The 13912-nt window shown below is 70.1% G+C and carries 7 protein-coding genes; all 7 read right to left on the bottom strand.

Features of this window, described 5'->3' with window-relative positions; genetic code table 11:
• Positions 1-31: 31 nt before the first annotated feature.
• A complete protein-coding gene (locus ABT009_RS35175; RefSeq protein ID WP_351304488.1) occupies positions 32-3574 on the bottom strand; it encodes a S8 family serine peptidase in 3543 nt (1180 codons plus the stop codon).
• Between the two features lie 335 nt (positions 3575-3909).
• Complete coding sequence (locus tag ABT009_RS35170; RefSeq protein WP_351304485.1) at positions 3910-4920, bottom strand: serine/threonine-protein kinase; 1011 nt, start codon at positions 4918-4920, stop codon at positions 3910-3912.
• Positions 4917-5636, bottom strand: coding sequence for an SH3 domain-containing protein (locus ABT009_RS35165; RefSeq protein ID WP_351304483.1), 720 nt, complete (start codon positions 5634-5636; stop codon positions 4917-4919). The genes ABT009_RS35170 and ABT009_RS35165 overlap by 4 nt, the downstream gene beginning before the upstream one ends.
• 11 nt (positions 5637-5647) lie before the next feature.
• Positions 5648-8041, bottom strand: a complete 2394-nt coding sequence (locus tag ABT009_RS35160; RefSeq protein ID WP_351304480.1) for an ABC transporter ATP-binding protein/permease — start codon at positions 8039-8041, stop codon at positions 5648-5650.
• A 106-nt stretch (positions 8042-8147) separates the two neighbouring features.
• On the bottom strand, positions 8148-10700 hold the full coding sequence (locus ABT009_RS35155; RefSeq protein WP_351304477.1) for a glycoside hydrolase family 65 protein: 2553 nt from the start codon (positions 10698-10700) through the stop codon (positions 8148-8150).
• A 2-nt stretch (positions 10701-10702) separates the two neighbouring features.
• The gene (locus ABT009_RS35150) at positions 10703-11488 is read right to left on the bottom strand and encodes an HAD family hydrolase (RefSeq protein ID WP_351304475.1); all 786 of its coding nucleotides are present in this window, start codon (positions 11486-11488) and stop codon (positions 10703-10705) included.
• Positions 11485-13869 carry a phosphoketolase family protein gene (locus ABT009_RS35145; RefSeq protein WP_351304472.1) on the bottom strand — a complete coding sequence of 795 codons (2385 nt, stop codon included), beginning with the start codon at positions 13867-13869 and terminating at the stop codon, positions 11485-11487. The genes ABT009_RS35150 and ABT009_RS35145 overlap by 4 nt, the downstream gene beginning before the upstream one ends.
• Between the last annotated feature and the right edge of the window lie 43 nt (positions 13870-13912).

Genomic DNA, 13912 nt, shown 5'->3' with positions numbered 1-13912 from the left:
CGGCCTTTTCGTCGGCCCTTCCGTCGTCCCGTCAGGCCTTGTCAGGCCGGTCGGTGACGCGGATCGCGTTGACGAGCGGCTTCCCGGCGCTCGCCACGAACCGCACGTCGAGCACGCCGTCGGTGACGGTGACGGTGACCGTGCGCTTCACCGCCTTGTAGGTGCCGGCCTCGAGCGCGATGTCCAGGGACGACACCACCTCGGTGTCCTCGGCGAGGACGTCGAAGACCCGCTTGGTCGGCTTGGTGGTGGACAGCTCGGCGAAGTCGAGCTCCACCGTGTAGACGCCGTTGGGCACATTGTCGAACCGGTACTCGTACATGCCCTCCCGCGCGTTCTGGAAGAGCTCCGGTTCGTCGGTGCCGGTGATGGCGTTGCTCGTCGACCTGGTGCTGGACGTGCCCTGGAAGCCGAAGGAACCTGCCGCGTACTCCTGGTCCGGCTGCCAGGTGTCGCCGAGAGCGTCCACGACTGCCTCGCCCGACGCGCCCGTGTCGAGCGCGGCCTGGTAGCGGGGCACGACGACCTTCACCGGCACGGTGACCACCGGTGCGCGGCCGCTGTCGGACTTCACCTGGACGTCGGCGGTGAGCACCTCGCCCGGCTCGTGTCCGGCCGTGTCGACGGAGAGCGTGCCGGAGGCGTTCGCACCCGCGTCGAGGTTTCCGTCGGCCAGGCTGACCGACAGCCACGACGCGTCCTCGGTGACCGTGAACGCCGTCGGCGAGCCGGAGTTGGCGAGCGCGAAGCTGCGCTCGCGCTTCTCGCCCTCGGGGACGACGATCTCGTACGCCTCCTTGGCGACTGCCACCTTGCCGGTCTTCAGCGAGTCCGAGACCGACTCGACGCCACCTGCCTCCAGCTTCACGGCCTTCTCGGCCGACTGATAGGCGGGAGCGGTGAGCTTCACCGAGGTGTCGCCCGCCGGGGCCTGGACGAGGTAGGCGCCGTCCGTCCCGGTGGTGGCGGTGACGGCCGTGCTGCCCGTGCCCACGGTGACCGTGGCACCGCCGACGGCCTTGCCGTCGTTGGCGTCGAGCACGGAACCGCGCACCACGCCGGTCTTGGTCGTGCGGAAGCCGATACCGAGACCGTCGGAGAGAGTGCCGCCCGTGTTGTACGAGTACTGGAAGCCGTCGGTGCCCGTGGCGTTCTCCGCACCGATGGTGGCGCTGGAGCCCGACTCGTAGCTGATGCCGGCGATGTCCTTGTAGTGGTAGGAGATCTTGCCGTCCTCACCGATGACCGCGGAGAACGAGAACGGCTCGGACTGGGCCGAGTAGTGGGCGACGTTGCGCCACTCGACGACGAACGAGCGGTGCGGGGCGGTGCCGATGACACCGGTGTAGACGCCCGCGGTGCTCGCGGGCACGACCAGGTCGTCCCAGAACGGGTACAGCGCCGCGTTGGGCGTGGTCGTGCGCGGGATCGTGTTGTTGGCGGCCGTGGTCGAGCTGGAGGCGAACATCAGCGCGCCGTTGGTGCTGACCCACCCGGACGTGTAGGTCTTGCCGTACAGCGGGACCGGGAAGGGCAGGGTGACGGCGAGCGTCGCGGTGTCGCCGGTCAGCGTGGTCTTGTCCGTGCCCGCGACGTAGTCGTCCTTGGCGGCCACGCACGCGTACCCGAAGGTGTCGACGACGTCCGGCAGGGCGATGTCCGCGGTGGTGTCGTTGTTCACCGCGGCTTGCGCGGCGCCCTCGGTGGTGCACTTGGAGGGGCCGGACGCGGTCAGGTCGTACTCGCCCAGCGGCAGGGTCACCTCGTAGTGGCCCTTGGTGTCCGCGGTGGCGGTCACGGGGGTGTCCTCCACGGTGACGGTGGCGCCGGCCACGGGTCCCGTGTACGAGGTGACGGTTCCGGAGAGCTTCGCCGACGGGGCCTGCTCCACCGCGATGTCACGGGTGGCGGTCTCGCCTTCGGCGATCTTCACATCGCCGGTGCCCTTGAGGTAGCCGAACTTCGTGACGGTGACCGTGTAGTCGCCGACGGAGAGCACGGGCAGGGCGAAGGTGCCGTCCGACGCGGTGTTGACGGTGCGGTCGATCGGGCCGTCCACGACGACCTTCGCGCCACCGAGAGCCTCGCCCCCGGAGGTGACCGTGCCCTTCAGTCCGCCGGTCGCCCCGCGCGGGGTGGCGGAGACGGCAGCGAACGCGTCGAGCCGGCCCTCACCGAAGACGTTGTTGTCGGCCGCGGTGCCACCGCAGGTGGTGTTGTCGACGTCGATGGCGGTCCCGTCGAGCAGCGCCTCGGTCTGGGCGATGTCGCCCGCGATGGCGGGGGCCGCCGACCACATCAGCGCGACGGTGGCCGCGGTGTGCGGGGACGCCATCGATGTGCCGTTGTACGAGGCGTAGCCGCCGCCGGCGACGCTGGAGCGGATGTTGACGCCCGGGGCTGCGAGGTTCGGCTTGATCGCCCCGTTCTCGCCCGAGCCGCGGGCGGAGAAGCTGGCGATGACGTTGCTGCTGTCGAACGCACCGGAGCTGTAGCTGCTCACGTACGAGCCGGGCGAACCGGCGGTGTTGCAGGACGGTCCTGCGTTGCCGTTGGAGAACGCCGGGAAGATGCCGGCGGCGCGCCAGGCGGACACGACCTCCGAGTACCAGGCGTCGTAGGTGTTGGCGCCCCAGGAGTTGTTCACCACGTCGGGGGCGAGGTCCGGGCGTGGGTTGGCGCCGGTGAGGTCGGTGGGCGCGACGATCCACTGCCCGGAGGCGAGGAGGGATTCGCGGGAGCAGGAGTTGGACTCGCAGCCCTTGGCGGCGATCCACTTGGCGCCGGGAGCGACGCCGATCTTGTTGTCGGCGCCGTCGTCACCGACCATCGTGCCCATCGTGTGGGTGCCGTGGCCGTTGTTGTCGCAGGGTGCGGCGGTGGAGCAGACGGAGGCCGGGTCGAACCAGCTGTAGTTGTGGTCGTAGGTGCCGTCGCCGTTCAGGCCGCGGTACTGGTTCTTGACCGCCGGGTGGTCGTACTGGACACCGGTGTCGATGTTGGCGATGACGATGCCCTCACCGCGCACCCCGAGATCGCTCCAGACCTTGGGCGCGTTGATGCGGTCGATGTTCCACTCGACGGCGTCGACCGTGGGCTCGGTGTCGCCCTTGATCGGTTCGTCGATCGTGATCTCGTCGTCCGCGCTGATCCCCTCGACTTCGGGGAGTTCGGCGAGCTTCTCGACGAGTTCTTCGCCGCCGACGACCTTGATGGAGTTGTCGATCCAGTAGGAGGTGTAGTCGACGTCCGCCGACTTCAGCAGTTCCACCACGTCCGCCTGGGACTCCTTGGCGTGCTGCTTCTTCGCCTGGTAGACCTCTGCGGCCATCTTGGCCTTGGTGGTGGCCTTGGCCGCCGCCTGGAGGTCGGCGTCGCTGTCGAGCTCTATCCAGAAAGTGACCTTCTTCTTGTCCTCGAGCTGGTCGAGGAGTTCGGCTTCGGCCTTCTGCTCGACCACGCTGATGCCCGAGGGATCCGGCTGGGCGAACGCGGTGCCGCCGGTGAGCGGTATCACCACGAGCGAGGTCAGGGCCGCGAGGGCCATCTGCAACGGTCTTCTCTTCCTTGCCACGGGTCTCCTTGACTACGTCGGCGGGGGTGGCCCGCCTTGGGGTGTCGGAAACGTGAGTGGTGCAAGTACGGCGTTGCGGGTCACCCGCGCACGCCGAAGCGGCCGTCGGTCGACGGTCAGGGGCGTGAGCAGGCGGAGAGAGCGTTGACGATCCTCGGGCGATCAGCGGCCGCGATCAAGATATCTGCATGGCGCATGCATGCCATGGCATGAACACGCCATGAAGTTGAGACCTTTGATCACAGAGCGTCAAATACCAGAATTCTCCGGCTAATTGGGCCGGACCGACAGCAGACCGAGGCCGCCGGCCGCCGGCCGCACGGGCGACGCCGCGGCTAGCGAGGCAGATGCGGGAAGACCGGCCGGGCCCAACGGGGAGGTTCCGGGGGCGGCCCCGGGTGTGCGGGCACCGCCACGATCCGCATGTCGACCTCGGTCGGCGCATGGCCGCCTTTGCCGGGGGCCGTCGCCGCGGCACGCAGTGCGGCCACGAACTCGAGGCAGGAACCGTAGCGGTCGTCCGGAGTCTTGGCCAGGGCCTTGGCCATGACGCCGTCGACGGCGGGCGGCAGGTCCGGTTGCTTCTCGGTCAGTGGAGGCGGCTGGTCGTACTGGTGCGCCCAGAGCAGCGCCATGTCCTCCTCGCGCTGGAAGGGCGGCTTCCCTGTGAGGGTCTCGTAGACGACGCAGGCGAGGCTGTAGACGTCGCACCTGCCGTCCACGGGGCGGCCCGAGATCTGCTCCGGCGCCACGTAGTCGAGCGTGCCGACGAACTCGCCCACGGTGGTGAACCCGGTGAGCGACAGGGACTTCTTGGTCAGCCCGAAGTCCGTGAGGTAGACGTGCTCGGGATGTTCGCTGTCGGTGCCCTTGGCGACCAGGATGTTGCCGGGCTTGACGTCCCGGTGGACCAGGTTGTGTTCATGCGCGGCGTCGAGGGCGGACGCCACCTGGCCGGCGATGCGGATGGCGGTCGCGGCGGGGAGCGCGCCGTCGCGGTCGAGCATGGCCCGCAGGTCGACGCCCGAGACGTAGCGCATGGCGATGTACAGGACGCCTTCGGTCTCACCGGCCTCGAAGATCGGCACGATGTGGGGATGGTCGATGGCGGCCGCCACCCGGGACTCGTGCGTGAAACGGCGACGGAAGGTGTCGTTGCGGGCCAGTTCGGGGGCGAGCAGTTTGAGCGCGACGGTGCGGTCGAGCCGCAGGTCCTTGGCGCAGAAGACGACGGCCATGCCTCCGCGGCCGATCTCGCGCTCCACCCGGTAGCCCGCGATCTGCTTGCCGATCAGGCCGGACGGTCGGCCCGAGTACACGCTCATGTCGTCCGATGCCGAACTCATGAAGCGCGCCCACCCGGCGGACCCTCACCCGAGGACGCCGGATCGTCCGTCACGGGTGGGATCACGCGGGTCGGTTCTCGACGGACGTCGCCGCCCTGCACCGTCCCGCCCGGCTCGTCCCCGACCGCACGCGCCGCCTCCGCCGACCCTTCGGGGTACGCACCCCCGGCCCACTCGATCCCGGATCTCGTCTCCGCGCTGCCGGCGGGTTCGCTCTCCGCGGCGTGGGCGCGGGGCTCGCCCGAGGCCGCATACGTACTCAGATGTGTGCCGTCGCTATAGACCCACCGCTCGTGTTCGGCGTCGTACAGCCAGGCTCCCTCGCCGTCGACGACCATCCCCACGCGAAGGCCCCGGGTGCGGCTGCGGAAGGTCTCGCCGTCGATGCGGTCGTCCATCAGCTCCTCCGTCGCGCGCCGGTAGCGGCCCAGCTGGTCCTCGGCCCTGGCCAGCAGCGGCCGCGGGTCCGCCGTGCGGGCAAGCGGGCTGCTCGCGGCCGGCGGCTCCTGCGGTACGGCGACCAGGAGCCGGCCGTCGACCCAGCCCGACCAGCCGTTGGAGCAGACGATGCGGCCCCAGTCGCCGCGCCGGTCGACCAGCTGGACAGGCAGCAACGCGTCGAGCGCGGCCGTCGGGCGCGTGGCGTCCGGGGTCTCCCAGGCGGGCAGTCCGTCCTGGGGGACCACATGAGAGGGGCGGAAGTCCGCAGTGGTCATCGCTTGTGCTCCTACTTCCGCATCAGGGCGGGTTCGCGCTGCCGCAGCAGCCGCATGACGGCAAATCCGAAGACGGCCGCGAGAACGACGAGCATGCCCATGTTCAACAGCCACGTCCCTGCGGCGTGCTCGAACATCGGATCGTCCGTCACATCGCCCGGCACGGTCCTGGCCAGCCCCACGGTTCCCGCCATCGCCGCCACCGCCCACCGGGAGGGCATCAGCCACGCCAGTTGCTCGAGCCCGGGAACCCCGTGCAGGTCCAGCAGCAGACCGCAGAACACGACCTGGACGATGGCGAGCAGCACCAGCAGCGGCATCGTCACCTCCTCCTTGCGGACCAGGGCGGAGACCAGGAGACCGAGCATCATCGACGTGAACGCCAGCAATGCCACGGCCGCGGTGATCTCCAGCAGCGGCGGCATGAGCACACCGTCGTCGCGCGGCGCGTTCAGATCGACGCCGAACAGCGCCACCAGGGTCAGTACGACGGCCTGCGCCACCGTGACGATGCCGAGCACGACGACCTTGGACATCAGATACGCGGATCTGGACAGCCCCACCGCGCGCTCGCGCTCGTAGATCACGCGTTCCTTGACCAGCTCGCGCACCGCGTTGGACGCACCCGTCAGGACCGCGCCGACGCAGAGGATGAGCAGCGCGTTGATCGCGGTCTCCGAGGTCAGCCGGCTCCCGCCGAGAGCGCGCGCCATCACACCCATCACGAACGGCACCGCGATCATGATGGCGAGGAAGACCCGGTCGGCGCTGAGCACGGCCGCGTACCGCCGCACCAGCGTGCGCAGCTGAGCCCCCCAGCTCTGCGGCTTCGGCGGCGCTCCGACGACCGGGACACCGGCGGCCTGCGGCGCGCGCAGCTGTGCCGTGGAGTCGCCGATGTACGCGGGGTGGAACGCCGAGCGCCGGTAGTTCTCGGCCCAGTCGCGCCCGCGGTCGTTCTCGAACGCCTCGAAGGCCTCCGGCCACTGCCTGAAGCCGAAGAAGCGCAGGGCGTCCCGCGGCGGGCCGTAGTAGGCGACCCTGCCGCCCGGGGCGAGCACCAGCAGCCGGTCGCACACGTCGAGGCTGAGGACGCTGTGCGTGACCACGATGACCGTGTGGCCGTGGTCGGCGAGCCCCCGCAGCATGTGCATCACCGAGCGGTCCATGCCCGGGTCGAGTCCGGACGTCGGCTCGTCGAGGAAGAGCAGCGACGGCTTGGTCAGCAGTTCGAGCGCGACGCTCACCCGCTTGCGCTGGCCGCCCGAGAGGCTGTGGATCGGCTGGTCGGCGCGCTGGTCCAGGCCGAGCTCGCGGAGGACCTCGTCGACCCTCTCCCACCGTTCCGACGGCGCGGTGTCCTGCGGGAAGCGCAGCTCGGCCGCGTAACCGAGCGCCCGGCGCACGGTCAGCTGCGTGTGCATGATGTCGTCCTGCGGTACGAGACCGATGCGCTGGCGGAGCTCCGCGTAGTCGCGGTACAGGTCGCGGCCGTCGTACAGCACCGTGCCGTGGTCGGCGGGGCGCAGCCCCGTCAGGGCGTTGAGGAGCGTGGACTTCCCGGCGCCGCTGGGGCCCACGACGGCGAGCAGGCTCTTCTCGCTGACAGGGAAGGACACGCCGTCGAGGAGCGTGTGGCGGCCCTCGTCGACCGCGACCGTCAGGTCCTGGACGTCCAGCGAGACCTCGCCGGTGTCGACGTACTCCTGCAGCTGGTCGCCGACGAGGCAGAACGCCGTGTGCCCGATGCCCACGATGTCGCCCTCGGAGACCTGTGCGTGGTCGACCGGCTGGCCGTTGAGGAACGTGCCGTTGTGGCTGCCGAGGTCGATGATCTCGTACGTTCCGTCGTGGTGGGCGTGCAGTTCGGCGTGCCGGCGTGAGACGACCAGGTCGTCGACGACCAGGTCGTTGTCGTCGGCGCGGCCGATCCGGACGGTGCGGGCGGGCAGCGGCCGGACCGTGGTCGGACTGCGGAAGGTGCCGGTGGCGGCGGGCGTGATGACGGCCGACGGCCGCTCGTGGGCCGCAGGCCCGGCCTCCTCGAAACCGGGCGCAGGACCAGCGGCGTCGTACTCGGGTGCTTTCCGGCCGACGAGGACGGCGCGGGGGCCGTCGGCGGGGTTACCGAAGCGGATGACGCTGCCCGGGCCCACTCCCTGGACGCGGACCCGCTGACCGTCTGTGTACGTGCCGTTCGTGCTGCCCGTGTCCTCGAGCGTCCAGCACCCGGCCTCGGCCCGCAGCACCGCGTGGTGCCACGAGACTCGGGCGTCGTCGAGGACGATGTCGCTCATCGGGTCGCGCCCGACGAGATAGTCCCGGCTCGGCGTCATCACGGTCGAACCCGTGTCGGTCTCGATGACGAGCTCAGGCGCAGTGGGCGCGACAGGCCGCTCTCCCATGCCGGAATTCTAACGATTGATCCATATGTGCGCCTGGTCCCCATCCATGAGTGCGCGTCATCGGGAGGATGGTCCGAGACAGGTCGGCCCCAGGAGAAACCGCAGGTCACCCGTGCGGCAACATCAGCGTGACGGACTCCCCGGGAGCCACGGCCACCGTGCGGTCCGGCAGAGTGATGTCGATCGGATCCCGGTCGGATTCCGGCACCGTCACCTCCAGCTGTCCCGAGCGCAGCACGAACCGCACACCCCAGTGGCCCTGGTAGCGCACCGCGAAGCCGTACTCGGACAGCTCCGGGAGCGGCACCGGGTCCAGGCACAGGGCGCCGCGCCGGGTCTCCAGGCCGGTCAGTCCGCGCTGGACGAAGTCGAGGGTGCCGGCCATGGCGCCGAGGTGGATGCCCTCGCCCGTGGTCCCGCCCTGGACGTCCGCGATGTCCCCGGCCAGCGCCTCCTGGCAGTACATCCACGCCTCCGCGCGCCGTACGCGGGCGAGCACCCAGCCGTGGACGAGGCTGCTGAGCGTGGAGCCGTGGCTGGTGCGGTGCAGGTAGTAGTCGACCGTGCGGTGCCAGTCGTCCTCGGTCAGGTCGTAGCCGAGCCTGCGGAAGAGTCCCTGGATTTCGGCGGGCGGGAAGAGGTAGCCGAGCATCAGCACGTCGGCCTGCTTGGAGACCTGGTAGTGGTTGACCGAGTCGCCCTCGGCCTCCAGGATCCGGTCGAGGCGCCGGATGTCCCCGTAGCGCCTGCGGTAGCCCTCCCAGTCAAGCTCGGCGAGCTCGCCGAAGCCCTCGAACTGGCTGATCACGCCCGCGTGGAAGGGCACGTGCAGCTTGCGGGAGACGTCCTCCCACAGGTCGGGTTCCTCCGGTTCAAGACCGATGCGTTCGACGAGCTGGCGGCGGCGCGGTTCGGGCAGGAGGTTCAGCACGTCGATCGCCCGCGCGAGGACCCAGGCGGCGGTGACGTTCGTGTACGCGTTGTCGTCCAGGCCCGGTTCCTTCGCCCCCGGGTAGGCCTCGTGGTACTCGTCGGGGCCGACGACACCCCGGATCCGGTACCGGCCGATGGCCTCGTCGTACGTCGCGGAACTCGCCCAGAACCGCGCGATCTGCAGCAGCATCTCGGCGCCCTTGGTGTGCAGAAACTCCGCGTCGCCGCTGGCCTCGCAGTACTGCCAGACGTTGTACGCGATCGCCGAACCGACGTGGTGCTGGAGGTGGGAGTGGTCCGGCAGCCACCGGCCCGAGCGTGGGTTGAGATGCAGCTTCTGCGTCTCCTCGCGGCCGTCGCTGCCGCTCTGCCACGGGTACATGGCTCCGGCGCGGCCGGCATCACGGGCGGCCCAGCAGGCACGTTCGAGGCGGCGGTGGCGGTAGTCGAGCATCGCCCGCGAGACCTCGGGGAAGTGCAGGTTCAGAAACGGCAGCACGAACAGCTCGTCCCAGAAGACGTGCCCGCGGTAGGCCTCTCCGTGCAGACCCCGGGCCGGCACGCCGACGTCCATGTCGGCGGTGTTCGGGGACAGGGTCTGCAGGACGTGGAAGAGGTGCAGGCGCAGGATGGAGCCGGAGCCGCCCGGCACGTCCAGCTCCGCGATGTTCCACAGCTGCTGCCAGGCGGTGTACTGGGAGGTCCGAAGCGCGTCGGCGGACGGGGCGCGGCGGATCCGGTCGACCGCGGCGTGCAGCGGGTCGCTGATGGCTCGGTCCCGGGAGGTGTGCAGGGCCACTGTCTTGTCGACGGTGACGGTGCGCCCGGGAGCCAGCGGGAAGCGCAGGGCGTGGACGACCTTCATGTCCTCGTGGCGGATGACCGACTCGCACGGCGTGTCCGCGGTCGTACGGGCCGCCATGCCGATGCGGATGTCGGAGGTGCTGGTGCGGCAACGCAGCCACACCGTGTCCTCGGCCGCCGAGCCGGTGTGGACGTGGGTGAGATGGCGGGTGTTCAGCTGCCGGTACCGCTCGACTCCTGTGTTCTCCACCGTCCCGTCGATGGCGGACTCGACCTCGAGGTCGCCTTCCCATCCCTCCGCGGTGAACTCGGTGCGCAGCATGGCCAGATGCGGCTGGAACATATGGACGAGCCGTAGCTGCCGCACCGCGAGGCGCCGGCCCAGCTCGTCCTCGTAGCGGAACACACGCTCGAGCGTGCCGGAGTCCAGGTCCAGCGTCCGGCGGTGGTATACGAGCTTGTGCGTCTCCGGGGTGAACCAGCCCATGTGTTCGGTCTCGGCCTGGAGTGCTTCCGCGGTCCGGAGGGTCCCGGTGGCCTCGAGGGTCGCGGAGGGCACCGAGGAGGCAGGGGAGCGCGCGGATCGCCCGCCGTCCTCGGACGGCGAGGACCACTCTGATCGGTCTGAGGTCCCCGACGGATTCGACCCCTCTGGTCGCTCCGGGCGAATGCGGAAGCGCAGCGGCAGCCAGTTGGGCGTGTTCACGACGTCTTCGTTCTCGACGATCCGCCCGGCCACGGCCGACTTCAGACGGTTGTAGCAGCCCGCGATGTAAGTGCCGGGGTAGTGGATGGCATCCGCCGTGCACTCGGGCAGAGCGCCCCGCGTCGCAAAATAGCCGTTGCCGAGGGTGCAGAGGGATTCGCGCAGCCGTTCCTGTACCGGGTCGTAGCCCTCGTACTCCCAGGTCAAGTGGCTCATCGTCAGTTCTCCGGGCTTTCTTCGGTGAGGAGCTCCCCCAGGTCGTGTACCACCAGGTCGGCTCCCTGCTTCAGCAGTTCAGCACGCGTTTGCGGGGTGCGCGCGCGGTCCACGCCGATCACCAGTCCGAAGCCACCGCGGCGCGCCGCCTCGACACCGGCCAGGGCGTCCTCGACGGCGGCGGCAGCGGCCGGGGCGACGTCCAGGCGCCGGGCCGCTTCCAGGAACAGCGCGGGATCGGGCTTGCCGGGCAGACCCAGCCGGGCCGCCTCCACGCCGTCGACGAGAGCGTCGAAGAAGTCCAGTACCCCTGCGCGTTCCAGGAGTTCGCGGGCGTGCCGGGATGCGGACGCGGCCGCCAGCGGGACCCTGGCGGAGTGCAGCACGGTCAGCAGCCGCACGGTGCCGGGGAAGGCGTCGACGCCGTGTTCCCGCAGCCGGTCGGTGAACAGCTTCTCCTTGAGCGCGGCGACGGCCCGAACGGTGTCCGTTCCGGGCCCGTCCGCGGGATCGCCGAGTGGCAGGTCGAACCCGCGGGACGCGAGGAAGTCCGCTGCTCCGTCCAGGCGGGACTTGCCGTCGACGTACCGGAGATAGTCCTCGCGTGCGTCGAAGGGGCGGCGCTGGGCCGGGTCCGGGGGCGGATGGTCGCGCAGGCAGGCGTCGAAGGCCTCCTTCCACGCGGCGGCGTGCACCCGCGCGGAGTCGGTGATCACACCGTCGTTGTCGAGGATCACGCCCGCCATGCCGCGCAGGACCCGGGGCACTGCCTCCGCCGTCGTGTTCATCCCGCCCAGGTCCATTCCGCGACCTCGGGCATGTCGACGCCGTGCGCGCGGATCCAGTCGTGGTGCCGGGCCCTGGCGTCGGCCATCTCCTGCCGCACGGCGGCGGCGCGCACCGCGAGGCCGGGAACCCGGTCGACGACGTCCATGACCAGCCGGTAGCGGTCCATGTCGTTGCTGACGACCATGTCGAACGGTGTCGTGGTGGTGCCCCGCTCCTTGTAGCCGCGAACATGGAAGTGGTGGTGGCCCTCCCGCCGGTACGCCAGCCGGTGGATCAGCCACGGGTACCCGTGGTAGGCGAAGATCACCGGCTTGTCGGGCGTGAAGAGGCCGTCGAACTCGAAGTCGCTCATGCCGTGCGGGTGTTCCTCCCGCGGCATCAGCCGGGCGATGTCGACGACGTTGACGACGCGCACGACGAGGTCGGGCAGATGGCGGCGGAGCAGCCCGGCCGCTGCCAGTACCTCCAGTGTCGGCACATCGCCGGCGCAGGCGAGGACGACGTCGGGTTCGCGCCCGCTGGTCTCGGTGCCCGCCCACTCCCAGATGCCGGCGCCGCGCGCGCAGTGCACCCGCGCCTCGTCCATCGACAGCCAGTCGAAGCTGGGCTGCTTGCCGACGACGATCACGTTGACGTAATCGCGGCTGCGCAGCGCGTGGTCCGCGACCGACAGAAGAGTGTTGGCGTCCGGCGGCAGATAGACCCGTACGACCTCGGGGCTCTTGTTGAGGACGTGGTCGACGAAGCCGGGGTCCTGGTGGGAGAAGCCGTTGTGGTCCTGGCGCCAGACGTGCGAGGTCAGCAGGTAGTTGAGGGAGGCGATGGGGGCGCGCCAGGTCAGCTGCCGGGAGGTCCTCAGCCACTTGATGTGCTGGTTGACCATCGAGTCGACGATGTGGACGAAGGCCTCGTAGCAGGAGAACAGGCCGTGCCGGCCGGTGAGCAGATAGCCCTCCAGCCAGCCCTGGCAGAGGTGCTCGGAGAGGATCTCCATGACCCGGCCGTGCCGGGACAGGTGCTCGTCGGTCGGCAGGACCTCGGCCTGCCAGGCCTTGCCGGTGGCACCGTAGACGGCGCCCAGCCGGTTGGACTCGGTCTCGTCGGGCCCCACGACCCGGAAGTCACGGCGCTCCTGTGTGGCCTCCATGATCTGCTGGACGAAACTGCCGAGGATCCGGGTGGGCTCGTGCAGGGTCGCGCCCGGCTTGTCCACGGGTACGGCGAAGCGCTCCAGCACCGGCATCGGCAGTTCGCGTACGAGCAGGCCACCGTTGGCGTACGGCGTCGAACCGAGCCGCAGGTCGCCTTCGGGAATGCAGGCGAGAACCTGCTCGCGGGGCCGGCCGTGCTCGTCGAAGAGTTCATCGGGCCGGTACGAGCGCAGCCAGCGCTCCAACTGGCGCAGGTGCTCGGGGTTTTCGCGTACTGCGGCGAGCGGCACCTGGTGGGAGCGCCAGGTGCCCTCGACGGGTACGCCGTCGACCTCGTCGGGCCCGGTCCAGCCCTTGGGTGTGCGCAGCACGATGACGGGCCAGCGCGGGCGCTCGGTCGCGCCGTCCTCACGGGCCGCCCGCTGAGCGCTGTCGATGCGGTCCAGGGCCTGGTCGAGGGCCGCGGCCATGGCCTGGTGCACGGCCCTCGGGTCGTCGCCGGAGACGTGGACCGGCTCGTGGCCGTACCCGCGCAGCAGATCGTCGAGTTCGCTCTCGGGGAGCCGGGCCAGGACCGTCGGGTTGGCGATCTTGTAGCCGTTGAGATGGAGGATCGGCAGCACGGCGCCGTCGTGCACGGGGTCGAGGAGCTTGTTGGAGTGCCAGGACGCCGCCAGCGGGCCGGTCTCGGCCTCGCCGTCGCCGATGACACAGGCGACGAGCAGACCGGGGTTGTCGAGGGCGGCGCCGTACGCGTGCGCAAGGGAGTAGCCGAGCTCGCCTCCCTCGTGGATGGAGCCCGGGGTCTCGGGGGCGACATGGCTGGGCACGCCGCCGGGGAAGGAGAACTGCCGGAAGAGGCGCTCCATCCCGGCCTCGTCCCGGGTCACGTCCGGGTAGGTCTCGGTGTAGCTGCCCTCCAGCCAGGAGTTGGCGAGGACCGACGGGCCACCGTGGCCGGGGCCCCAGATGCATACGGTGTCGCGGCCGCGGGCCTTGATGACGCGGTTGAGATGCGTGTGGACGAGGTTCAGGCCCGGCGAGGTGCCCCAGTGGCCGAGCAGCCGCGGCTTGATGTGTTCGGGGCGCAGCTTCTCCTTCAGCAGCGGGTTCGTCATCAGGTAGATCTGTCCGGCGGACAGATAGTTGGCGGCCCTCCAGTGGGCGTCCAGGGTGCTCAGTTCGTCGTCGGTCAGTACCGTGCTGTCCTGGCGCTTGGCCTTGCGCATGAGGGACTCCGTAACGTCGTAGGCGGGCGTCGTCGGGGTAGGG

Source organism: Streptomyces sp. NPDC002896 (assembly GCF_040295225.1).
GTDB lineage: Bacteria > Actinomycetota > Actinomycetes > Streptomycetales > Streptomycetaceae > Streptomyces.
Note: the sequence above shows the minus strand (reverse complement) of the source record. Positions and strands in the feature narration are given on the sequence as shown.